Annotated in this window: 20 protein-coding genes and 1 pseudogene; 6 read left to right on the forward strand and 15 right to left on the reverse strand. The window is 63.8% G+C overall.

The genetic code is table 11. The annotated features are described in order from the left end of the window. Nucleotides 1–45: 45 nt before the first annotated feature. From B7G53_RS09315 to B7G53_RS09335, 5 genes are all read left to right on the forward strand, one after another. Nucleotides 46–1200, forward strand: coding sequence for an acyl-CoA dehydrogenase family protein (locus B7G53_RS09315; RefSeq protein ID WP_096666890.1), 1155 nt, complete (start codon nucleotides 46–48; stop codon nucleotides 1198–1200). A 43-nt stretch (nucleotides 1201–1243) separates the two neighbouring features. Beyond that, nucleotides 1244–1720: a MaoC family dehydratase gene (locus B7G53_RS09320; RefSeq protein ID WP_096666891.1), complete on the forward strand. Its 477-nt coding sequence runs from the start codon at nucleotides 1244–1246 to the stop codon at nucleotides 1718–1720. Continuing rightward, the gene (locus tag B7G53_RS09325; RefSeq protein ID WP_096666892.1) at nucleotides 1717–2943 is read left to right on the forward strand and encodes a CaiB/BaiF CoA transferase family protein; all 1227 of its coding nucleotides are present in this window, start codon (nucleotides 1717–1719) and stop codon (nucleotides 2941–2943) included. The genes B7G53_RS09320 and B7G53_RS09325 overlap by 4 nt, the downstream gene beginning before the upstream one ends. 200 nt (nucleotides 2944–3143) lie before the next feature. Beyond that, the gene (locus B7G53_RS09330; RefSeq protein ID WP_096666893.1) at nucleotides 3144–4121 is read left to right on the forward strand and encodes a Bug family tripartite tricarboxylate transporter substrate binding protein; all 978 of its coding nucleotides are present in this window, start codon (nucleotides 3144–3146) and stop codon (nucleotides 4119–4121) included. 3 nt (nucleotides 4122–4124) lie between these two features. Continuing rightward, entirely contained in the window at nucleotides 4125–5267 is a 1143-nt protein-coding gene (locus B7G53_RS09335) for a CaiB/BaiF CoA transferase family protein (RefSeq protein ID WP_096666894.1), read from the forward strand. A gap of 387 nt (nucleotides 5268–5654) precedes the next feature. On the opposite strand, the pseudogene B7G53_RS09345 reads toward B7G53_RS09335, so the two are convergent. From B7G53_RS09345 to B7G53_RS09380, 8 genes and pseudogenes are all read right to left on the reverse strand, one after another. After that, nucleotides 5655–7065 (reverse strand): annotated as a pseudogene (locus B7G53_RS09345) (IS701 family transposase). 60 nt (nucleotides 7066–7125) lie between these two features. After that, nucleotides 7126–7887, reverse strand: coding sequence for an IclR family transcriptional regulator (locus B7G53_RS09350; protein WP_096666896.1), 762 nt, complete (start codon nucleotides 7885–7887; stop codon nucleotides 7126–7128). 268 nt (nucleotides 7888–8155) lie between these two features. Beyond that, nucleotides 8156–8968, reverse strand: a complete 813-nt coding sequence (locus tag B7G53_RS09355) for an alpha/beta fold hydrolase (protein WP_096666898.1) — start codon at nucleotides 8966–8968, stop codon at nucleotides 8156–8158. Between the two features lie 44 nt (nucleotides 8969–9012). Further along, nucleotides 9013–10245 carry an acyl-CoA dehydrogenase family protein gene (locus tag B7G53_RS09360; protein WP_096666900.1) on the reverse strand — a complete coding sequence of 411 codons (1233 nt, stop codon included), beginning with the start codon at nucleotides 10243–10245 and terminating at the stop codon, nucleotides 9013–9015. Nucleotides 10246–10261: 16 nt separating this feature from the next. Then, the gene (locus B7G53_RS09365) at nucleotides 10262–10663 is read right to left on the reverse strand and encodes a Zn-ribbon domain-containing OB-fold protein (RefSeq protein ID WP_096667024.1); all 402 of its coding nucleotides are present in this window, start codon (nucleotides 10661–10663) and stop codon (nucleotides 10262–10264) included. Between the two features lie 5 nt (nucleotides 10664–10668). Next, nucleotides 10669–11838, reverse strand: a complete 1170-nt coding sequence (locus B7G53_RS09370; protein ID WP_096666902.1) for an acetyl-CoA acetyltransferase — start codon at nucleotides 11836–11838, stop codon at nucleotides 10669–10671. Between the two features lie 20 nt (nucleotides 11839–11858). Further along, complete coding sequence (locus B7G53_RS09375) at nucleotides 11859–13508, reverse strand: cyclohexanecarboxylate-CoA ligase (protein WP_096666904.1); 1650 nt, start codon at nucleotides 13506–13508, stop codon at nucleotides 11859–11861. A gap of 112 nt (nucleotides 13509–13620) precedes the next feature. After that, complete coding sequence (locus B7G53_RS09380) at nucleotides 13621–14106, reverse strand: MaoC family dehydratase (protein WP_096666905.1); 486 nt, start codon at nucleotides 14104–14106, stop codon at nucleotides 13621–13623. A gap of 128 nt (nucleotides 14107–14234) precedes the next feature. Here B7G53_RS09380 and B7G53_RS09385 point away from each other — a divergent pair, with 128 nt between their 5' ends. Next, nucleotides 14235–15044, forward strand: a complete 810-nt coding sequence (locus B7G53_RS09385; protein ID WP_176491325.1) for an SDR family NAD(P)-dependent oxidoreductase — start codon at nucleotides 14235–14237, stop codon at nucleotides 15042–15044. Nucleotides 15045–15052: 8 nt separating this feature from the next. Here the strand turns inward: B7G53_RS09385 and B7G53_RS09390 are convergent, their stop codons facing one another. From B7G53_RS09390 to B7G53_RS09420, 7 genes are read right to left on the reverse strand one after another with little or no spacing between them, the layout of a single operon-like run. Next, on the reverse strand, nucleotides 15053–16561 hold the full coding sequence (locus B7G53_RS09390) for an AMP-binding protein (RefSeq protein WP_096666909.1): 1509 nt from the start codon (nucleotides 16559–16561) through the stop codon (nucleotides 15053–15055). Between the two features lie 20 nt (nucleotides 16562–16581). Next, nucleotides 16582–17448 (reverse strand): alpha/beta fold hydrolase, encoded by an 867-nt coding sequence (locus B7G53_RS09395; protein ID WP_096666911.1) that lies wholly within the window; start codon nucleotides 17446–17448, stop codon nucleotides 16582–16584. Further along, complete coding sequence (locus tag B7G53_RS09400; protein ID WP_096666913.1) at nucleotides 17445–18146, reverse strand: transglutaminase-like domain-containing protein; 702 nt, start codon at nucleotides 18144–18146, stop codon at nucleotides 17445–17447. Before B7G53_RS09400 ends, B7G53_RS09395 begins: the two co-directional genes overlap by 4 nt. A 1-nt stretch (nucleotide 18147) precedes the next feature. Continuing rightward, nucleotides 18148–19029, reverse strand: a complete 882-nt coding sequence (locus B7G53_RS09405; RefSeq protein WP_096666915.1) for an SDR family oxidoreductase — start codon at nucleotides 19027–19029, stop codon at nucleotides 18148–18150. Between the two features lie 24 nt (nucleotides 19030–19053). Continuing rightward, on the reverse strand, nucleotides 19054–19488 hold the full coding sequence (locus tag B7G53_RS09410; RefSeq protein ID WP_096666917.1) for a PaaI family thioesterase: 435 nt from the start codon (nucleotides 19486–19488) through the stop codon (nucleotides 19054–19056). After that, nucleotides 19485–19961 carry a PaaI family thioesterase gene (locus B7G53_RS09415; RefSeq protein ID WP_096666919.1) on the reverse strand — a complete coding sequence of 159 codons (477 nt, stop codon included), beginning with the start codon at nucleotides 19959–19961 and terminating at the stop codon, nucleotides 19485–19487. Before B7G53_RS09415 ends, B7G53_RS09410 begins: the two co-directional genes overlap by 4 nt. Next, nucleotides 19958–21022 carry an MBL fold metallo-hydrolase gene (locus tag B7G53_RS09420; RefSeq protein ID WP_096666921.1) on the reverse strand — a complete coding sequence of 355 codons (1065 nt, stop codon included), beginning with the start codon at nucleotides 21020–21022 and terminating at the stop codon, nucleotides 19958–19960. Before B7G53_RS09420 ends, B7G53_RS09415 begins: the two co-directional genes overlap by 4 nt. Nucleotide 21023: the final 1 nt, after the last annotated feature.

Raw genomic sequence — 21023 nt, forward strand, 5'->3', positions numbered from 1 at the left:
TTTATAATGGCAATTTCGTGATCACCACCGTAAGGAGGTTCGCTCTTGTTATCCGCTCTGACCGACGACCAAATCCAGATTCGCGACCTGATTCGCCGAGTCGCCAAAGAACAAGTTGCGCCGCGTGCCAACGAGATCGACCGTAGCGCCGAATACCCGCAGGACATGTTCGACCTGCTCAGGCAACTTGGCCTGTTCACGCTTCCGTTTCCGCAGCAGTACGGTGGCACCAACAGCATGGTTTCCGCATGCCTGGCGATCGAGGAATTCGGCCGGGTCTGCTACAACACCGCCTATCTGCTGCTACTGCAGTGGGTTCCCTTCGGGGCGATCCTAGCTGGCGGCACCGAAGACCAGAAAGGGCGCTTTTTGCACGGCCTGGCCTCGGGAGAACTGCGCGGTGCGATCTCCACCACCGAGTCTCAGAGCGGCTCCGACGTGGCCGGCATCAAGACGCGGGCGACGTCGGTCGCCGGCGGCTACAGTCTGACCGGCTCGAAGATCTGGTGCACCAATTCCCACATCGCCGACTTCGTGCTGGTGGCCGCCAAGACCACCGACGACAAATCCACCGGCAGCATCAACCTGTTCATCGTCGAGCGCGGCAGCAAGGGCTTCGAAGTCGGTCGCAAGGAGGAAAAAATGGGCGCGCGCGGCGTGCCGTCCTGCCCCCTGTTCCTCGACGATGTGTTCGTGCCCGAATCAAATATCCTGGGCGAATCCGGCAAGGGCTTCAAGGTGGTGATGGAGGCATTCAACAAAAGCCGGCCGCTGATCGGCGCGCGCGGTGTCGGCCTGTCGCAAGGCGCGATCGACCATGCCAGCGAATACATCCAGAACCGTGTCGCTTTCGGCCAGAAGATCAGCGATTTCCAGGGCATACGCTGGATGTTGGCCGATATGGCGATCCAGACGGAGGCCGCACGCAACCTTGTCTACAAGGCAGCTGCGATGGTCGACGCAGGGGCCGCCGGCAGCGATCTCGCGCCGATTGCCGCAATGGCCAAGTGCTTCGCGACCGACACCGCGATGAAGGTTGCAACCGATGCGGTGCAGTTGTTCGGCGCCTCGGGCATTTCCAACGAATATCCGATCAACCGCTATTTCCGCGATGCCAAGGTGCTGCAGATCGTCGAAGGCACCAACCAGATCCAACGCAACATCATCGCCAATCACATGCTAGGTCGACCGGCACGCTAGCAGCCTGTGAATCCAATTCTCAATCAAGTAACAAGGAGCAGCAATGCAAACTGTCGGACTAGGGCTTTACTTCGAAGATCTCCCTGTAGGTAAAACCTTCAAAACCCTCGCGCGCACCATCCAGGATGCGGACATCTGCGCTTTTTGCAACGTCATCCACATGACCGAAGTGCTCTTCACGGACATGGAATTTGTCAAGAACGAATCCGACATCAAGGGGCGCCTAGCCCCCGGTGCGCTGAGCTATTGCTTTGCCGAGGGATTGCTAGCGCAGGCGACTATGCAAAAGACCGGCTATGCGTTTCTCAACATGGAACTCAACATAGAGAATCCGGCGTTTGCCGGCGACACCATCCACGTCGAATGCGAGATCATCGAATCGCGGCTGTCCAACAGCCGGCCCGGGCGCGGGCTGGTGCGCAGCCGCAACAAGGTGATCAAGCAGGACGGCAAGGTCGTGTTGACCTACACGCCGCTGCGCATGGTCAAGTGCCGCAGTGAACTTAAGGCCGGAGAGTGACGACCGCCTTTAACACCCCCGCTGTCGGCGCTCTCGCCGGAGTACGTGTGCTCGATCTAACCATCAATGTCCTGGGGCCGGTCGCGACCCAGACTCTAGGCGACATGGGTGCCGACGTGATCAAGATCGAGGCACCGCAGGGTGACCCGATGCGCGATACCGGGCCTGCGCGGCATCCGCAGATGTCGGCCTTTTATCTCAACATGAATCGCAACAAGAAAAGCGTGGTGCTGGACCTCAAAAGCCCCGCCGCGTTCGATGCATTGCTTCGTCTGCTCGGTGATGCCGACGTGCTCGTTCACAGCATGCGCCCGCAGGCAGCCGAACGCTTGGGCCTGAGCTACGCTGCGGTTGCAGCCCACAATCCCCGCCTGGTATACGCCTCGGCGCCAGGATACAGCCCGGACGGGCCGTATCGTGATCGACCGGCCTACGACGATGTGATTCAGGGCGAGAGCGGGCTGGCCGACATGGTCCATACGGCCACCGGCGTACCTGGCTATCTGCCTACAGTCGCGGCTGACAAACTGTGCGGCGTGTTTCTCGCCTCCGCCATCGGCATGGCCTTGTTCAGCCGCGAACGCACAGGCCGCGGGCAGCAGGTGCAGATACCGATGCTCGAAACCATGCTGTCGTTCAACTTAGTCGAGCATCTGTGGACCGGCGCGTTCGGCGACGAAGGCGACCTAGGCTACGGGCGCGCACTGTCGCCCCACCGCAGGCCCTATGCAACCAAGAATGGCTTCATCTGCCTGCTCGCAGTCAGCGACGAACAGTGGAAACGCCTGTTTGTCGCGCTTGACCGGCCGGAACTCGCAGTCGACCTGCGTTTCGCAACCATGGGTGCGCGCACTCAGTACATCAACGCCTTGTACTCGATTGTGGCGGACCAGATTGGCCTGCGCACCACCGGGGAGTGGCGCGCGCGTCTGGACGCGGCGGATATTCCAAACGGGCCAATGAACCGGTTGCAGGACCTGCCCGCCGACCCGTACTTGAGAGAGACCGGTTTCTTTGAACAGTATGAGCACCCCAGCGAAGGGCCGCTGATTACCACTGCGATCCCGCAGCGGTTCTCGCAAACACCCGGCAGCATCCGTCTCCCGCCGCCGCGCCTGGGCGAACACACCCGCGAGGTGCTGCAATCGGCGGGTTATGACGACGCCGATATTGCGCGCATTGTGCAGAGCGCACAGGCCCGTCCGGTAGCAGCATCAGCGTAACCGCGGCCATCTGTCGGGCGCAAAAACCAATCGAAACGACAAGGAGAAGACATGTAAGAACTTGGAGGCAAGATGGTGATCGTTTCGGCGAGGCCGGCGGCATGGCACTGATGAAGCACTTGGCGCGCGTGATCAAGCAGGCCCACGTGACTAGATAGTAACGACACTTAAAACCCGAAGATGGGATCCAAGGAGATTGTATGAATATTTTTTCGAGAGTCGGCGCGAGCCTGTTCGCAGTCTTGGCATTGAGCGCTGCGCAGGCTTCGCTCGCGCAGGATAACTATCCCAACCGGCCGATACGCATCGTTATCGGCTTTGGCGCAGGCGGCGGCACCGACGCGGTGCTGAGGTCGATTGCCGGCAAGCTTGCCGAAAACCTTGGTGTGCCGGTAGTGGTGGACAACAAGCCAGGCGCGAACGGCAACCTCGCCGGTGATGCGGTGTCCAAATCGTCGGCTGACGGATACACGCTGCTCTACAACACATCTTCCCTTGTGCTGAGCCCGCATTTGTACACTCAGCTGAGTTACGACTTCGCCCGCGACCTCACGCCGGTGGCGTTGACGGCAAATATTCCTCTGGCGCTGGTCACCCATCCCTCGGTGCCGGTAACGACGGTGCAAGAGTTCGTGGCTTATCTCAAGGCAAATCCGAACAAGGTCAATTACGCCTCGGCGGGCAACGGCAACGTCACCCACCTGGCGGCGGTGCAACTATTGCAAAGCGTCGGCGCTCAGGCCACCCACGTGCCATACAAGAGCGAGGGGAACGCGCTGCCTGACCTACTCGGCGGTCAGGTCCAGTTCTACCTTGGTACCGTCAATGCAATGATCCCCCAGATCAAGCAGAAAAATCTGAGGGGCCTGGCGGTGACCAGTCTGACGCGAATTGAGGCCATCAGCGATGTCCCAACGCTTGCCGAGACCATCCTTCCGGGCACAGAATTTGGCGCGTGGTCGGGCGTGATGGCGCCGACAAAGACACCGCGCGCGATTGTCGCAAAACTCAACGCCGCGTTGAACAAGGCGCTGCAGGATCCGGAGCTGCGGGCCAAAATCATTGGCACCGGCGCCGAAGTGCGTGGCTCCACCGTCGAGCAATATGACGCCTTTCTCAAGTCGGAGTTCAAGCGCTGGGGCCAGGCGGTCAAGGCCGCTGGCCTGAAAATGGAGTAGCACATAGGACCGCTGGCAGGCATCAAGGTGGTCGAACTCGCCGGCATCGGGCCGGGGCCGATGTGCGCTATGCTGCTGGCCGATCTCGGCGCGACCGTGATTCGCATCGACCGTCGCGAGCCGGTCGATCTCGGTATCAAGCGCCCGCTCAAATTCAATCTCCTGTTGCGCAATCGCAAGGCCATCGCGCTGGATCTGAAACAGCCGCGACACGTCGCGCTGGCGCTACGGTTGATCGACAAGGCCGATGCATTGATCGAAGGCTTCAGACCCGGCGTCACCGAACGCATGGGCCTGGGACCCGACATCTGCATCGCGCGCAATCCACGGCTGGTTTACGGCCGCATGACGGGCTGGGGCCAGGACGGGCCGCTGTCGCATGCTGCCGGCCACGATGTCAACTACATCGCACTGACCGGCGCGCTGCATGCCACGGGGCGCGCCGGTCAGCCGCCCACCGTGCCTGTCAATATCCTCGGCGACTATGCTGGCGGGTCGCTGTATCTCGCCTTCGGCATCCTCGCCGGCATCATCGAGGCACGCACCTCGGGCAAGGGCCAGGTGGTCGATGCCGCGATCATCGACGGCACGGCGCACCTACTGACCTCGTTCTACGGTCTACTGGGGATGGGATCGTTCCGCGAAGAACGCGGCACCAACATCGTCGACTCCGGCTCCTATTTCTACGAAGTCTACGAATGCGCCGACGGCAGGTGGGTCTCGGTAGGACCGATTGAAGGCCGCTTCCACGATGATCTACTCAAGAAACTCGGGATTGCCCCCGCCGAGATCGGCGCACAAATGAATCCGGACAACTGGCCCAGGGGCAAGGCAATCCTTGCGGCGAAGTTTAAAACCAGGACTCAGGCGCAATGGTGTGAACTTCTTGAGGGCAGCGACACCTGCTTCGCGCCGGTGCTTGCCATGTCGGAGGCGCCGCAACATCCACACATGAAGGCGCGCAATTCCTATGTCGAGGTCGACGGCGTCACCCAACCCGCCGCTGCACCACGATTTTCGCGCACACCGGCGGCAACACCCTTGCCGCCACAGGCGATCACTCCCGAAAACACCGACGCAGCCCTCGCCGACTGGCTGGACCAAGCGGCCATCGAGCAACTTCGCGCCGACGGTATCATCGTCTGACTATGGAACTGCGTTACACCCCGAAGAAATTGCACGGCGCGCGCCTTGGCGCGGACGAGCGAGGGTGTATTTCATCTGGTTCAGCGCGGAGGATCGGCATAGGGGGCAGCCGTTAGGCTGCGCCCCTGCCACACCACCCGGCATGCGGGTCCGCACCGGGCGGTTCGCGAAGTTGAGGTCATGTGAGTCTGGGTATGCCAATGCTGTCGAAGTAAGCCACTGTCAGCACGCGGTGTAAGTTGGATCGACTGCAGTGCCACCAACGCCTGCCCGCAGCAGCCACCCTCACGCAGTTGCGCTTCACTTCGCTCACTGTGGCCAGCTTGCGGGAGGACTTTCACCTCCAAGATAGCGCCCATGCTGGGCGCACTAATTTTACTGTGTCATTTAATTAATCTTCCCTGCTGTCGAAGGCAGCAAGGGCACCGTGGAAGGGTACGAGCCAGCAGTGCGCCGATACTATTCGCAAGCTCGTGATTGAGGATGGGACGTGGCGCTGCGTGCGCTGGGCTTCCCCGAGGCTTGTAATGCGTGGGTAGGGCAGGCACTTGGCGTTTGGCGCTGTTTTTTTTGCCCCCGACTTCATCGGGATGACTCAACCGCTGAGCGAGCAAGAAACCGTAGGCGGCAATGCTCAGGCTGGCGTGATGATGAAAGCCGCGCCAGCCCCGGCCCTCGTAGTGGCCCAGGCCGAGGTCCTGCTTGAGGTCCTGGTAGTCACGCTCGATACGCCAACGCATCTTGGCTTCAAACACCATGCGCTCCAGCGGTGTGTCCTCGGGCAGCGTCGACAGCCAGTACTTCAGCGGCTCGGCGTCCCCCTTGGGCCACTCGATGAGCAGCCACTCGGGTTCGCGCAGTTCCTCGCGCAGGTTGTCCCGGTGCGCTGCGCGCACCCGCACGCGGGCCAAGCGCGAATGCAGCTTGGCGTTCGTGCCTTCGCGCCAGGTGACGCTGTGCCAATGCTCGGGCCCAAGCTCCAGGGCGAGGTCCTTGATCGATTGCGGATGGTGTTGCGGCCAAGCGGCGCCGCCCAGACGCAGTCGCTTGGGCACTTGCCCGCGACCCCTGTAGGCTTGCGGCGGCAGAGGCTCGCGTCCGGACGGCCAGACCGTCACACTGCCGCTCACGCCCACCACATAGCGCAGGTCCAACTCGCTCAGGCGTTCTCGAAACGCCGTGTCCACGCCGTAGCCGGCATCGGCCAGCACGCAGTGCCGGGGCGCACCCTGGCCCATCAAATGCTCGATCTGCTGGAGCGCGATCTGCGGTTTGGTCGCAAACTGCAGTGCCTCGGGAACGCCGACCTTGGCGCGTCGCGCCGAATCGTCGGCCCACTCCTTGGGCAGGTACAACTGCGAGGCCACCGGCACGCTGGCCGCCTCGCTCGCCAGCGACACGCTCACCGCCACCTGGCAGTTGTCTTGCTTGCCCAGCATCCCGCAGTACTGGCGCGCCACGCCCACCGAATGCCGGCCCTGCTTGGGGAACCCCGTGTCGTCGATGATCCACCAGCCGCCGCCCGCGAAGTCCATCAGCGGCACGACCCATTGGCACACGCGCAGCAGCATCTGCTCGTCCGACCAAGCTGCATCGGCCACGAAGTGGTTCAGCGACTGGTGCCGCGAGCGCACCTTCAGCGGCTCCACCAGCGCGGCCATGGGCTCCACGCTCTTGCGCTGCAGCGGCGACATCAGCCCGGTGCAGTACCCCCGCGCAGTCCGGCGTGCCGGTCGGCATGGCCCAGCCCTTCGCTCAGATGGGCCATGTAGCGATCAAACTCTTGCAGTTCGTCCATCACGGCCCGCCTTTCACTTGAAGATGCTTGGATAATGCCTTGATTTATAACACAGTAAAACTAGGTCCGCTGCGCGCCCGAGGCGTCGGCGGCGACTTCGATCACAGCTTTGCGCAGCGCCGGGAGTTCTGTCTGGAAGCGCGCTGCCGGCGCCCCAACCAGCAGCGCATGGGTGGCGGTGCCGTCCGCGCCAAACACCGGCGCCGCGATGCCCGCCGCACCGTCTACGGCTTCGCCCACGGTGATCGCAACCCCCGCCTTGCGGATCGCCCCCAGTTCGCGGCGCAGCGCAGCGCGGTCAGTCACCGTCTTCGATGTCAGCGCCTTGAGCTTGATCGACTTCAGGTAGTGCTCGCGCCACGCATCGTCCTGGAAAGCCAGCAGAACCCGGCCCGCGGCCGAAGGGTACAACAGGCGCGTGGTTCCCACCGGTACCGCGTAGCGTACGGCCTGCGGGCTTTCGACACATTCGACGTAGGTGACGATTTTCGCGTCGCGATCCAGCACCGCCAGAAACACGCTCTCCCGTGTGCGCGCGACCAATTCTTCCATGTAGGGGCGGATCAGCTTGGGGAACTGGCGCGCCGAAAGAATCTCTGAAGCCATCCGGAACACGGCTGTGCCGAGCGTGTAGCGAGCGGACGCATGATAGAGATAACCCATCGAAACCAAGGGTTTGAGCAAAAGAAGCAGGCTGCTCTTGGGCGCCTCCAAGGTGGTACTTAATTGGGCCAGGGTGAGCCCGTCGTCCGACTTGGCGATGGTCCCGAAGAGCCTCAACACTCGAGTGAGCGAGCGCGGTGAATAGACCTCTTGTTCCATGCTTTCCCGATGGTGTTGTTAAATGAAAATAAGGGCTGCAGGCCAACCAGCCCCGTACTGCAACTTCTCCTAAGCCGGACGAGCCGGAACCAAACAGGCAAAGCGAGGCCTCGATTGTACGCAAGCTTTTTGGACGCTCAACTCCCATGAGTATTGTGTCGGGAGTATTGAGGCTGGCCCCCCCCCAGGCGTGCGGCTCCCGCACTGATGGCTGCTCGTTAAAGCTGGCGCGCCAGTTCGCTGGCAAGCATTGGTTGTGCAGTGTCAGTCATCCGCCTGTGTCCCCGCTGCCAGCCAGGGCGCCGTGCCCAATGCGGCCGAGCAAGCGCTGCAGCATGCCAATCGTCTCGCCACGCGCACGCTGCTGCGGGTGGTGGCCGACGCCCGGCAATGCAGTCACCTCAAGCGGCATCAGTCCGTGGCGGAACAAGGAAATCGCGCTGGGCCGCCAGCCATATTCATCGTCATTACCGAACAACACGGAGACCGGGCAACGCACGGCAGCGATCTCGGCGCTCATATTCCATTGCAGTGCCTGCGGGCTGGCCCAGGGCTCGTACCAGCCCCAGAACATCGCATCGGTGCTGTCGCCATGGTGGCGCTGAAGTTTTTCACGCAAGCCGTCTTGCTCAAACGCGCGCCGCGCGCCGGCCATGGCATCCACCATGAACGGATCGATGGCCATGGTTGGCGAGCAGGCAAGAACGCCGCATACCAGCTCAGGATGCGCCGCCGCAGCCAGCACCGACATGGCTCCTCCATCACTGTGGCCGAACATCAACGCCTTGTGGATTCCGAAGTGGCGCAACACCTCGCCAAGCACTGGCCCCGCCTCTTCACGCCGGTAACTGGGCTCACGCCCACCCACCAGACTCTCGGATCGCCCATAACCATACCGGTCATAGGCCAGCACCGGCCAGCCGCTGGCTTCGACCAACACCTGAGGCAGGTCTTTCCAGGTGGTGATGCAGTCCAGCCCGCCGTGCATCATCACGATGGTCGGCTGCCCGTTGCCCACATCACCCCAGGTGGTGGCGGCCAGCCGATGGCCTCCCGCAAACAGTTCGTGTTCTTTCATCATGTCAATCTGTCTCCTGGTTGTGCCTTGCAGGGGATCGGCACAGCCTACAGGTCGGCCTGTCCTGTCAGCAGTTGGCGCGCGATGGTGCGGCGCTGGATTTCGCCCGTGCCGTCGGGGATGCGCATCACGCGGGCGAAGCGGTAGCCCTCTTCCAGGCGCAGTTCGTTGGTCAGGCCCATGCCGCCGTGGATCTGGATGCTGCGGTCCATGACGCGCCCGAGCATTTCGGTGGAGAAGGCCTTGACCATGCTGACCTGCGCGGTGGCACTCTGACCGTTGTCAATGCGCCAGGCACAGTTCTGGATCATGGTCTTGGCGGCGTAGATGTCCATGGCGCTGTCGGCCAGCATGAGCTGGATCGCCTGGTGCTCGGCAATCGGCACGCCAAAGGTTTTGCGCACCTTGGCATATTCCACCGCCTGGTCCAGCGCCCAGCGGGCCAAGCCCAGGCAGGATGCCGCCATGCCCATGCGCCCGGCGTTGACGCCGTCCATCGCCACCGCCAGACCGCGCCCGACCTCGCCGAGCCGGTGGTCGTCGCGCACGCGCACGCCGTCGAGCACGATGACGCCGGTGTCGCCGCCCAGGTGGCCCATGGTGTTGATGATGCGCGGCACCGAGAAGCCTGGCGCGCGCGTGTCGACGAAGAAACCGGTGACGCCACCCTTGTGGCGCGCCGCGGCTTCGGGGTCGGTCAGCGCAAACACCATGGCGTAATCGGCGTAGGGCGAGTTGGTGATCCACTGCTTGGTGCCGGTGAGCACCCATTCGTCACCGTCGCGCACGGCGCGGGTTTTCATGCCGAAGGCGTCCGAACCCGCATCGGGCTCGCTCAGGGCGAAACACAGGGTCTTGTCGCCGCTGGCGATGCCGTCGCGGTAGTGCGCAAAGATGTCCGGCTTGAGGTGCCGCAGCACCGGCGACAGACCGTTGGTGAAGGGCGACGGCAGCACCACCGTCTGCACCAGCGGCTGGGGCGGACCGACGCGATGGTTGAGCACCTCTTGCACATGGGCCATGACCTGCGCGCCCTGCCCGCCACCGCCCAGTTTTTCGTCGCCGAACAGGGTGTAAAAGCCCAGCTCGGCCGAGCGCTTGCGCACCTGCTGGCGCAAAGCCAGCGCTTCGGGCACATAGCGGCCGCTGGCGTCGAACAGGGTCCGCTCGCTGCCCAGCAAGTGATGGTGGCGCTGCTGCAGCGGCAGCACTTCGCGCTCGACGAAGCGCAGCACCGCCTCGGAAATCGCCACGGTGTCGGGATCGATGGTGAAGTCCATGCGGGAAGCCTCGTTGTTACAAGAGCCGGAACTTCGGCAGCGTGACCTCGTCGGTCACGTCGTCGTAGTGCACCGTCACGCGCTGGCCGATGCGCACCGCCTCGACATCGTCGGTGACGATGTTGGTCATCATGCGTGCGCCTTCGTCGAGGTCGATCACCGCCACCACGTAGGGGGTGTCGGCCTTGAAGGCCGGGCCGGCCGGCCGGCGCGCGATGGTGAAGCTGTAGATGGTGCCGGTGCCGCAGGCATCGACCCATTCGACGGCATCGGAATGGCAGTGCGGGCACAGGACGCGCGGATAAAAATGGTGCTTGCCGCAGTCGTGGCAGCGCTTGAGTGTCAGGCGATGCTGCTTCAGGGCATCCCAATAGGGGCGGCTTTCGCCATCGATGACGGGCAGGGGTTTGTCGTACATGGTGCTCACCGGGTGGAAAGGATGCAAGTGGCACCGCTGGAGAGCGTGCCGCCGGTGCCGTGGACCAACGCGGTCACGGCGTTCGCGATCTGGCGCGGGCCGCATTCGCCGCGCAACTGGCGCACCGCCTCGATCAGCAGGAAGATGCCGTACATGCCGGGGTGCGCGTAGGACAGACCGCCGCCGTTGGTGTTGAGCGGAAACGCCCCGCCCGGCGCGGTGCGCTGGTTGGCAACGAAGGCGCCGCCCTCGCCACGCTTGCAAAAGCCCAGCGCTTCGAGCGTCAGCAGCACGGTGATGGTGAACGAGTCATAGACCTCGACCACGTCGATGGCGTCATGCCGGATGCCCGCCATGGCAAAGGCGTCGCGGCCCGCCACTTCGGCAGCGGTCAGGTGCGCCAGATCGGGCATGGCGGCAATCGTCCAATGGGTGTGTGATTCGCCATAACCGCGCACATGCACCGGTTTGCGCCCCAGCGCCTTGGCGTGCTCCGCCGTGGTCATGACCACGGCGCCGCCGCCGTCGGTCACCAGGCAGATATCGAGCAGGTGCAGCGGGTCGGCGATCATCGGGCTCTTGAGCACGTCCTCGATCGACAGCGGGTCGCGCATGGTGGCCGCCGGGTTGAGCGCGGCCCACTGGCGCGTGGCCACCGCAATCTCGGCCAGTTGCCCGGAGGTGGTACCGTATTCGTGCATATGGCGCTTGGCCGCCATGGCGTAGCCGCCCACCGGCGTGGGCATGCCCCAGGGCGTTTCGTACTGCATGGTCAGCACCGCCGGACGCCCGGCCAGGTTGCGGCTCATCTCGCTCTTTTGCAGGCTACCGTAAGTAATCAGCGCCACCTCGCAGCGGCCAGCCTCGATGGCGGTGGCGGCATGCGCCACGTGCGCCTCGAAGGCCGAGCCGCCGATGTTGGTGCCGTCGACGAAGCGCGGCGTAATCCCCAGATACTCCGACAGCGTCACGGTCGGCAACTGGCCCGGACCGGGCACCCCCCACAGGCCGGCGGTCAGCAAACCATCGACTTCGCGCATGGCGATGCCGGCGTCCTTGAGAGCGTCGCGGGCGACCAGCGCCTGGGCCTGAAGGACCGACATGGGCGCAAGGACCTTGCCGTCCTTCAGTGGCAGGTCGGCAACGCCGACGATCACAGCTTCTCGTTTTGTCATCTCTTGAATTTTCCTGGTGTTCAAACGGTTTTGTACTGCTCGCGCGCCATTTCGCGCAGACGGAACTTCTGGATCTTGCCGCTCGGGGTGCGCGGGAAGTCTTCGACCGCGGCAAGGAACTCGGGCCAGTACTGCTTGGCCATCTGCTGCTCTTCGAAGAAACGTTTCATGTCGTCGAGCGTAAGGGTCTGCCCGGGCCGCAGCATCACGTAGGCCACCGCGCGCTCGCCCATTCGTGCGTCCGGCACGCCCACCACGGCGGCCACCTGGATCGCCGGGTGTTTGTGCAACAGCTGCTCAACCTCGATCACCGGCACGTTCTCGCCGCCCCGGATGATGATGTCCTTGGCCCGGCCGGTGATGCGCACGTAGCCATCGGCGTCAATGCGCGCCAGGTCGCCGGTCTTGAACCAGCCCTGCGCATCCATGTCGTAACGCTCGGGGCGCTTGAGGTAGCCCACAAAGTGGCTTGCCCCCCGGGATTGCAGCTCGCCCTCCTGGTCCACGCCCAGCGCCTGCCCTGCGGCATCGACGACGCGGATCTCCATGCCCGGCACCGACAAGCCGTCCGTGCCGAACACTTTTTCCGGCACATCCAGCAGTCGCGTGCCGGTGACCAGCAGATTCTCCGTCATGCCCCAGCCAGAGACAATGTGCGCCTTGAGTCGCTCGGTCGCGCTCTGCACGAGGGCGCGCGGAATCGGGGCGCCGGCCGAAATGAAGATGTCAAGCGTGGAAATATCGAAGCGCGGCAGCGCCGGGTGGTCGGTCAGGTCGGCCAGGAAGGGCGTGGCGGCCATCATGAAGTGCACGCCTTCGTCCTGGACCCGCGTCAGCGCCACCTGAGCGTCCCAGACGTCCTGCAACACCATTTTGGCGCCCAGCATCAAGGGCAGTTCCATGCCAATCAGGAAGCCGGTCTGGTGCGCCATCGGCGAGGGCATGAAGATCACATGCTCGCTGCTCAAGCCACAGCGTTTCACCCACTCGACGATGTTGGCGAAATGGGTGTTGGAGGTGTGCAAGGCGCCCTTGGGCTCACCGGTGGTGCCGGAGGTGTAGAGCAACTGCAGCACCTCGTCGGGGCGCATGCGGCGCTCGGCGAACAACTGTTCGGCATGGGGCGTTTCCTGCTCCCAGCGGCGCTCGATGAAGTGCTTCTCGAACGACATGTCGCCTTCGCCGCCGATCGCAAAGATATGCTTGAGCTGCGGCAGCGCCGGCTGAATTTCGCTCAGCATCGCGGCATGGTCAAACCCCCGAAACTCGCGCGGCACGATCATGACCTTCGATTCGGCCAGCCCGAGCATGAAGGTCAACTCGCGGTGGCGGAAGATCGGCATCACCGGGTTGGTGACCGCGCCGATGTGCAAACAAGCCAGGTGCAGCGCCACAAACTGCCACCAGTTGGGCAACTGGTAGGACACCACGTCGCCACGCTCCACGCCCAGCGCCGCCAGACCGAGCGCGATGCGTTTGGACAGGCGCAGCAGTTGCCGGTACGACAGGGTGCTCGCCTGCCCGGTCATGCTGTTGAGATCCGTCACGGCCACTTTGTCGAGGCGGCTGGGCGCGACTTCGTCCAGAAAATCGAGCAGCGTCTTGTCGTGCCAGTGGCCGCCCGCCCTGGCTTGTTGAACCAGTTGGGGGCTCAGTTGAGATTCGATCATGGTGTCTAGTCGTTGTATTGAAATGGAATGAACTTAGCCGTGCCGGATGGCTTGCGACCGGGTCTGGGATCAGCGTGCGCCCTGTCGCGCCCGCGAACTTGGACCATCAGGGTCACCGGGTACCGACCTCCCTGGGCAAAAAAGTAATGGTTTCAGTGAAGTCCACCAGGGTCTCGCCCCGCTGGTTGATGACTAGGTGCTGCAACTCCATCAGGGTATAGCCGCGCGATGTCACAGGCAAGAGGCGCGCCTCTCCTTCGACGTGAATCGTGTCGCCCGGAAACAGCGCGCCGCGCAGGCGTGCCTGTACGCCGGTCATACCGCCGAACGGGCCAACCTCGCGCCCTTCTAGAACCTGCTTGATGATGCCGGACACATAGGTCGCCAGCAGCCCCATACCGAGCGAGATGACCATCGGGCCGGGCGCAAAGCGACTGCGATGCGATCCGGTCATGTTCTCTCGGATGTACTCCATGTCGATAAAAAATGGTTCATGCAAGCCGACCACATTGACGAAGGTGACGATATCGGTTTCGGTGATGGTGCGTCGGTGCGTCTTGAAATGATGCGACTTGGCGCTGTCGGTCAGGTTGGCCATTTTGAAGTCCGGTGATTGATGGGTGGTGATGGATGAAAGTGCTTCTCTGCGGGCAATCCCTCTATCGGCCTGGCCCGCTGTTTTGACACAATCAGGTTTTTATGTCGTCTAGCGCAGGAGAACAGCGGATGAACCCAGCACCCTTGCCTGGCGGTCAACTTCAAGGCCAGATCGCCCTCGTCACCGGTGCCACGGCCTTCATCGGTCGTGCCATTGCGCTGGAGTTGGCGCGGCGCGGCGCGCACGTGATCGTCAACGGCCGCAATCCCGAAGCCGGACAGGCGGTGATCAACGAGATCGCTTCGAACGGCTACAGCGCCACGTTTGAACAAGCCGACCTGACCAATAGCGACGCGGTTCGTGCCATGGTGGATCGAGTTGCCGAGCGCCACGGTCGCCTTGACATCCTGGTGGCCAGCGGCGCAGGTGCCAGTGCCGATTCGCCGTCCTTTCGCCTTTTCAAGGAAATGAGCGACGGCGACTTCGACAACTACATCCGCGCCCACTGGCTCACCCGCGCGTTTGCGATCCAGGCGGCCGCGCGCGTCATGGCACTGCACGGCCGCGGCAAGATCGTTGCGGTGGGTACCGACGCGGGCCGCGTGGCCACGGTGGGCGAATCGTTCATTGGCGGCGCGACCGCCGGCATGATGCAGATGTGCCGCGTGCTGGCACGTGAGCTGGGGCGCGACGGCATTCGCGTCAACTCGGTGGCGATGAGCTACATCTGGGATGCCGAGCCGCGCTGGGGCCCGGGCTCGCCGGCGCTCGAAGGCGGCCATGGCACGGGCATGATCGAGAACCTGCGCAAGCGCATGCTGTTTCCAGTACATTGCCAGGACATCGCCAACGCGGCGGCGTTCTTTGCCGGACCGGAGTCCGATGCCATCACCGGCCAGACGCTCAGCGTCAACGGCGGTTTGAGCACACCGGGCTGACATGGCCATCAGGCCCCGCCGTGAGCGGCCTTGACGGCCGCGCGGTCAATGCTATCGGCACTGCCCAAGGGGAGTGCCGATACAAACACCACATGCTTGGGTTTCTTGTAGCGCGCGATGCGAGCGCCCACGAACTCGATCAGGTCCTCGGCACTCAATATGTGTCCCGCCTTCAGCACGCAGACGGCCTTGACCGCCTCGCCCCACTGAACGTCCGGCACACCGACGACCACCGCCTGCGCCAGCGCCGGGTGCTCCAGAATGGCCCGCTCGACTTCAGCCGGATAGACGTTCTCGCCACCCGGCTTGATCAATTCCTTGGCCGGTGAACGCCCGCTGTACCAGAGGTAGCCCTCGGCATCGATGCGCCCCATGTCGCCCGTGTGGTGCCAGCCGTTGCGCAGCGTGAAGGCGTTGTCTGCTTCGCAGCGCCAGTAGCCCTGGAACACCATCGGACCGCGCACCACGATCTCGCCGGTGGCGCCCACAGGCAGCGGACGGTCCAGCTCGTCCACCACCGCGACCGTGTTCAGCGCGGTGGGACGCCCGGCGCTGCCGGGGCACTCGTCAAACGGCGCCAGACTGACCGAGCCCGAGGTCTCGGTCTGGCCGTAGGCACTCCAGAAGGTCGCATGGGGACAGGTAATGCGCAATCGCGCGATGGTCTCGGGCACATCAATCCCCGACACCACACGCAGCCTGGCCAGTGCAGAGCCTTGGGCTGCGGCGGCGTCCAGCAGGGCGCCCAGCATCGGCGGGAAGGTGCCGATCAGGCTGCCCCCGTCCTCGTCGATATGTTTGACCAGACTGGGCGGATCGAAACGTGTCATCAGCAGCGTGGCGCCGCCCGCCTGCTGCGTGGCCAGCAGGAAGCCGATGGCGGCCACGTGAAACAGCGGCAAGACCCCCAGATTGACATCGGCCGGCGTCAGGCTCCAGGCCAGTTGCGTCTGCAGGCTGGCAGAGATCAGGCCGCGGTGCGAGAGCAGTGCGCCGCGCGGCCGCCCGCCCACGGCGGCGGTGTGGATAATGACGATCCCCTCATCGTCGTTCAGATCAGCGGGCGGCACGGTGGTGCGATCGAGATACAGGGCGCTGACCGCTTGCCACGGTGCCTGTGCTGCCCCCAGCGTGTAGCGCTGCATGCCGTCCAGCCCTTGCTGCGGCAACAGCGCCTTGAATTCATCGGCCACGATCAATACCCTGGGCGCCGCGTCCTCGATGACGTAGGCCACCTCCTCGGCCGACAGCCGCCAGTTGATCGGCACCACGATCGCGCCCAGTTGGGCGGCGGCGCCGAACAAATCGACATATTCCAGGCCGTTGGGGGCCAGTATCGCCAGCCGGTCGCCCTGGCCCACGCCCGCGGCCGCCAGACCAGCGGCCAGGCGCGCCGTGCGCTCGGCGTACTGGGCGTGCGTGACCCGCTGATCGCCGAACACCAAGGCGGTGTTCGATCCGTACAATCGCGCGTTGCGGTTGATGAGATCGTGCAAGGTAAAAGATCGCAAACCCATTTCATGCTCCTCGTTCAGGTTCAGGTCCCGCTCGCCGGGGCCTTCGCCGGCGGCATCACTTCGTGCAGAAAGTTCGCCACGCTGGCGACAAAGGCATCGTTGGCATCACCGGCAATCATGTGGCCGGCGCCCTTCAGATCGACAAATCGCGCGCGCGGCAAGGTTTGCACCAGGGCGCGCGCATCTTCTTCGCTGATCACGTCGCTGCGCTGGCCGCGCAGCAGCAAGGTGGGCGCCTGCAGACCGCGCAAGGCGCGCTCGTAACCGTCGGCGTCGCGCCGGTGGTTGTGGTTGGCCTCGCTCATAATGAGCGGATCCCAGTGCCAGTTCCAGCGGCCCTGCGCATTGAGGCGCAGGTTTTTCTTCAGGCCCTCGATGGGACCCTCCATCGGCCGGCCACGGTAGGCGGCGATGTGCTGTGCGGCCTCTTCGAGCGACGCAAAGCCATCGGGCCGCGCCCGCATGAAGCGCACGATGCGCTCGACACCGGCTTCTTCCATGCGCGGCGCGATGTCCACCAGCACCAGCGCGTTGATCGGCGGCGCATGTGGGCGCCCGATGGCGGCCATGCTGGTCAAGCCCCCCATGGAGGCGCCGACCACCGCCAGCGGCGTTCCCAGCTCGCGCCAGATGCGGCACATGGTGTCGGCCAGCGTCTCGATGCGGTAGTCGCCATCCGTGGCCCAGGCGCTATCGCCATGCCCCGGCAGGTCCAGCGCAACGGTGTACCAGCCGGCATCGCCCAGCACTTGCCCGGCCTTGCCCCAGGCATGGCGGGTTTGTCCGCCACCGTGCAGCAGCAGCACCGTCGGTGCGCCGACCGGGCCGTAGACATCGGCCACCAGGGAGCCGCCAGCAAAGCCGGAAAATTCCCGGCGCGCCATCATGATGGCTTACCCACCTCTTGCGCGAAGTCGGCACCATTGCCTGCAACCTGACCCCAGTCGGCGAAGCTCTTGTAGTGCTCGCGCCATGTGGCCAGCAGTTCCTCGCGCGGCAAGTCGGCGTAGGTGCCGTGGTCGTGCACGTATTCCATGTGCCGGCGGCCACTGACATCGAATTCATGGAAGACAGAATCGGCGCTGCCGTCGAACTCCAACGGCCGGATACCGGCCTTCTCGCACAAGGAACGGTTGAAGGCGGGCGTAGCCTTGAGCCATTGACCGTCAACCCACAGCTCGGTATAGCCGTGAAAGACGAACAAGTCGGTGCCCATCATGTCGTACAGCCGCTTGCTGGTCAGGTGGTTACGAACGTCGGCATAGCCCAGCCGTGCCGGCACGCCCAGGGCGCGGGCCGCCGCCGCCAGCAGCGCCGCCTTGGGCACGCAAAAGCCACGCCCAGCCTCAATCACGTGGCTGCCCTTCAAGCCCTCGACCGTGGTGTCAAAGTAGTAGGGGTCGTAGAGAAACTCGTCGCGCACGGCGTAATAGAGCTTGACCGCGATCTCGCGCGGCGTCATCGCGAGGTCGGCCACCCGGCGCGCGAACGCGATCACCGCCGGGTGATCGCTGTCCACATAGCGCCCAGGCGCAAGATAGCCCGACGGATCGTTCGAATTTGTGGTTTGCATGGTCACGTCCATATCATTGATCCTTGACGCTCAGGCACTTTGGCGGTTCGGCCAACGCAAAGCCGTTGAAGGGTTTGGACCGATCATGGGCCTGCAATTTCCAGGTCGGACGGGCATTGGGCACACCACCATCGACCCGAATGCAAGAACCAGTAATGAAAGCCGCCGCCTCGCACAGCAAAAATACAATCGCTGCCGAAATCTCGGCCTCGGTGCCATAGCGTTGCAGCGGCACCTTGGTTTTCAGGCTGCGCAGTTCGGCCTGCATCTCGGGGCTGTAGGTGTCAAAGCCGCTGCTGGCAATCCAGCCCGGCGCCACGGCATTGACCCGCACGCCGGCGCAGGCCCATTCGCAGGCCGCCGTCTCGGTGAACGACAGCATGCCGGCGCGCGCCGCGCCGCTGTGCGCCATGGTCGGCATGCCGCCCCAGATGTCGGCGATGATGTTGACGATGGCGCCGCCGTTCGATGCCATGGACTGGTTGAAGGCTTCGCGCGCCACCAGGAAGCCGCCGGTGAGGTTGCTGCGCACCACCGCATCCCAGCCCTTCAGGCTGATGTCCTTGACCGGCTGCGGGTACTGGCCGCCGGCATTGTTGACCAGGCCATCGATCTTGCCGTGGCGGGCGATCACGTCGGCGATCATGGCCTTGACGCCCGGCTCGTCCCGGATGTCACAGGCATGAATGCTGGCCTGGCCGCCAGCCTGCGTGATTTCAGTTTGCACCGCTTCCAGTTTTTCGACGCGGCGCCCAACCAGCGCCACGCTGGCGCCCAGGTTGGCCAGCTCGTGCGCGGTGCAGCGGCCGATGCCACTGCCACCACCGGTGACGATAACGGTTTGACCTGCAAACAGGCCAGGACGGAACACGGAACGGTAGGTTGGTTGAGACATGATGGATGTTTCCTTTCTGTGCCCTCAGGCTCGCAGCATGAAATTGCCGTGGCCAAGAGCGATGGGCTTATCGGGGCTGGATTGCCATGCCTGGATGCGCAGGTTCGCCACCCGCTGACCCTGCTTGACCATAACGACGTTGGCATAGGTGTCCTGCGGCCGGCCCGAGCGCAGGTAATCAATGTTGAAATCGATGGTCTTGGGCAAGTCCTGGCTGTCCATGTGCCACAGCAGGTAGAACAGTCCGGCGCACTCCAGAAACCCACCGGTGGCACCGCCATGCAGAGCCGGCAGGATGGGGTTGCCTATCAGTTTTTCCTGGAATGGCAAGACGCAGGTGAACTCCTCGCCCTTGACATCAATGCGCAAGTCCAGAAAACGTGCAAAGGGCACAGCCTGGATCACTTCGCTCCAGTCACCCTGCGCGCGCGCATGGTTAATTTGTTCGGTCCAGTTCATCGTGGCACCTCCTCGTTGCGCAATACCGGTCGCCCGGAAGTAAACATGTAAATGCCGACTGCGGTGGCTATTGGGTCGTCCGACGTGTCGTGGTAGGCAGCGCCGCGAACGAACGCCAGTTCTGCAGTCAGCTTGTAGCAAACGGCCCCCCCCAGAATCGCACGCCCGGGCGTGGCAGGCTTGAGGTAGTCGATGCGCAGGTCCAGCGTGGCCATCGGCCGCATCTCCGGCAGCTTGACGAAAATCGCGAATCCGAATGCGGCGTCGAGCAGCGCAGTGATCACTCCGCCATGCAAAACCCTGGTCTGCGGATCGCCCACCAGCGCTTCCTGGTACTCGACCTTGAGCACGCACCAGTCGGTGCACACCGCGTGCGGCAACACGCCCAGTTCGCGGTTGTACGGCGACACATGGGCGAACTTCTGCCATCGCTTGGCGATTTCTTCTTCGTTGATGGTGTGTGTTTCTGTCATCTCGATACATCTCCAGACAAGGTGAGGGTGGGCTCTTCGCCGGCCGCCGTCACCGGATACCAGCGGGTCGTCACGGCTGGCGTTTCTTCACGGAGCACATGGCCGGAGCGCTCCAGCCACAGCAGGTGCGCCAGGGTTTCGCCCATGGCCAGGTAAGCATGCAAGGGGTCGCTCTGCGCGCCATAAACGGCGTAGCCGAGTTCGGTGGCATTCATGCCCCCCGCGCCCAGACGCGCCGTGAACTTGCGCAGCGCCCGCTGGTGGTGCGCCACCAGTCCATGCGCGCGCTCGACCCCGGCGTGGTAGACACGGTGGTGGGCCGGCAATACGTATTCGATGTCCAGCGCGGCAATGGTGCGCAGGCTGTCCAGGTAACGTGGCAGCGGATCGATTTCGCCATAGGGCCAGACACCAATGTTGGGTGTGATGCGCTCGAGCAACTGGTCGCCCGTGAGCAGCAACTTCAGCCTGGGCTCGTACAAGCAAATTTGTGCAATGCTGTGGCCGCCAAGCACCAGCACGTCGAAAACATGATCGCCGATGTGCAGCGTCTGGCCGGCTTCGAGCGGTTCGACGCGCGTCGGCACGGCACAGGCCATGTTGCTTTGCAACACCCCGCCCACCACCTGCTGCGCGTCCTCCGGCGCCGCCCCATGGCGACGCATGAAGTCGATACAGTACGCGCGGTCGCCGGCGCTGACCACGTGCGTCTGCCGCGCCACCGCCACCTCTTCCTCGCGCATCAGGATCGGCGCCCCGGTGCGCTCGTGCAGCCACACCGCCAGCCCGAGGTGGTCGGGGTGGTGGTGCGAGACGAGGATGCGCGTCAAGCCAGCTGCCAGCGGACCTGCCAATGCGCGCAGCCACAAGGCCCGCGCCGCCTCGCAATCGGCACCAGTGTCGAACAGACACCAGCCCTCGCTTTCTCGAATCAGGTAAATGTTGACGTGGTCGATGCCGTAGTCCACCGGCAGCGTGAACATCAGAATGCCGGGCAGGACCTCCTTCAGAGGCAGCCCGACCAACCCGTCAATGGCTGAAGTAGCCGGGGAGGTGCCCATG

The sequence above is a fragment of the Polaromonas sp. AET17H-212 genome (assembly GCF_002379085.1).
In the GTDB taxonomy this organism is placed as follows: Bacteria; Pseudomonadota; Gammaproteobacteria; order Burkholderiales; family Burkholderiaceae_C; genus Polaromonas.

Bases quoted from the DNA above. Each gene is read 5' to 3' on its own strand.
- B7G53_RS09375 (WP_096666904.1), bottom strand. From the start codon at position 13,508: ATGATCGAATCTCAACTGAGCCCCCAACTGGTTCAACAAGCCAGGGCG.
- B7G53_RS09390 (WP_096666909.1), bottom strand. From the start codon at position 16,561: ATGGGTTTGCGATCTTTTACCTTGCACGATCTCATCAACCGCAACGCG.
- B7G53_RS09330 (WP_096666893.1), top strand. From the start codon at position 3,144: ATGAATATTTTTTCGAGAGTCGGCGCGAGCCTGTTCGCAGTCTTGGCA.
- B7G53_RS09400 (WP_096666913.1), bottom strand. From the start codon at position 18,146: ATGGACGTGACCATGCAAACCACAAATTCGAACGATCCGTCGGGCTAT.
- B7G53_RS09360 (WP_096666900.1), bottom strand. From the start codon at position 10,245: ATGGACTTCACCATCGATCCCGACACCGTGGCGATTTCCGAGGCGGTG.
- B7G53_RS09410 (WP_096666917.1), bottom strand. From the start codon at position 19,488: ATGAACTGGACCGAACAAATTAACCATGCGCGCGCGCAGGGTGACTGG.
- B7G53_RS09320 (WP_096666891.1), top strand. From the start codon at position 1,244: ATGCAAACTGTCGGACTAGGGCTTTACTTCGAAGATCTCCCTGTAGGT.
- B7G53_RS09415 (WP_096666919.1), bottom strand. From the start codon at position 19,961: ATGACAGAAACACACACCATCAACGAAGAAGAAATCGCCAAGCGATGG.
- B7G53_RS09365 (WP_096667024.1), bottom strand. From the start codon at position 10,663: ATGTACGACAAACCCCTGCCCGTCATCGATGGCGAAAGCCGCCCCTAT.
- B7G53_RS09405 (WP_096666915.1), bottom strand. From the start codon at position 19,029: ATGTCTCAACCAACCTACCGTTCCGTGTTCCGTCCTGGCCTGTTTGCA.
- B7G53_RS09350 (WP_096666896.1), bottom strand. From the start codon at position 7,887: ATGGAACAAGAGGTCTATTCACCGCGCTCGCTCACTCGAGTGTTGAGG.
- B7G53_RS09380 (WP_096666905.1), bottom strand. From the start codon at position 14,106: ATGGCCAACCTGACCGACAGCGCCAAGTCGCATCATTTCAAGACGCAC.
- B7G53_RS09355 (WP_096666898.1), bottom strand. From the start codon at position 8,968: ATGATGAAAGAACACGAACTGTTTGCGGGAGGCCATCGGCTGGCCGCC.
- B7G53_RS09370 (WP_096666902.1), bottom strand. From the start codon at position 11,838: ATGACAAAACGAGAAGCTGTGATCGTCGGCGTTGCCGACCTGCCACTG.
- B7G53_RS09420 (WP_096666921.1), bottom strand. From the start codon at position 21,022: ATGGGCACCTCCCCGGCTACTTCAGCCATTGACGGGTTGGTCGGGCTG.
- B7G53_RS09385 (WP_176491325.1), top strand. From the start codon at position 14,235: ATGAACCCAGCACCCTTGCCTGGCGGTCAACTTCAAGGCCAGATCGCC.
- B7G53_RS09395 (WP_096666911.1), bottom strand. From the start codon at position 17,448: ATGATGGCGCGCCGGGAATTTTCCGGCTTTGCTGGCGGCTCCCTGGTG.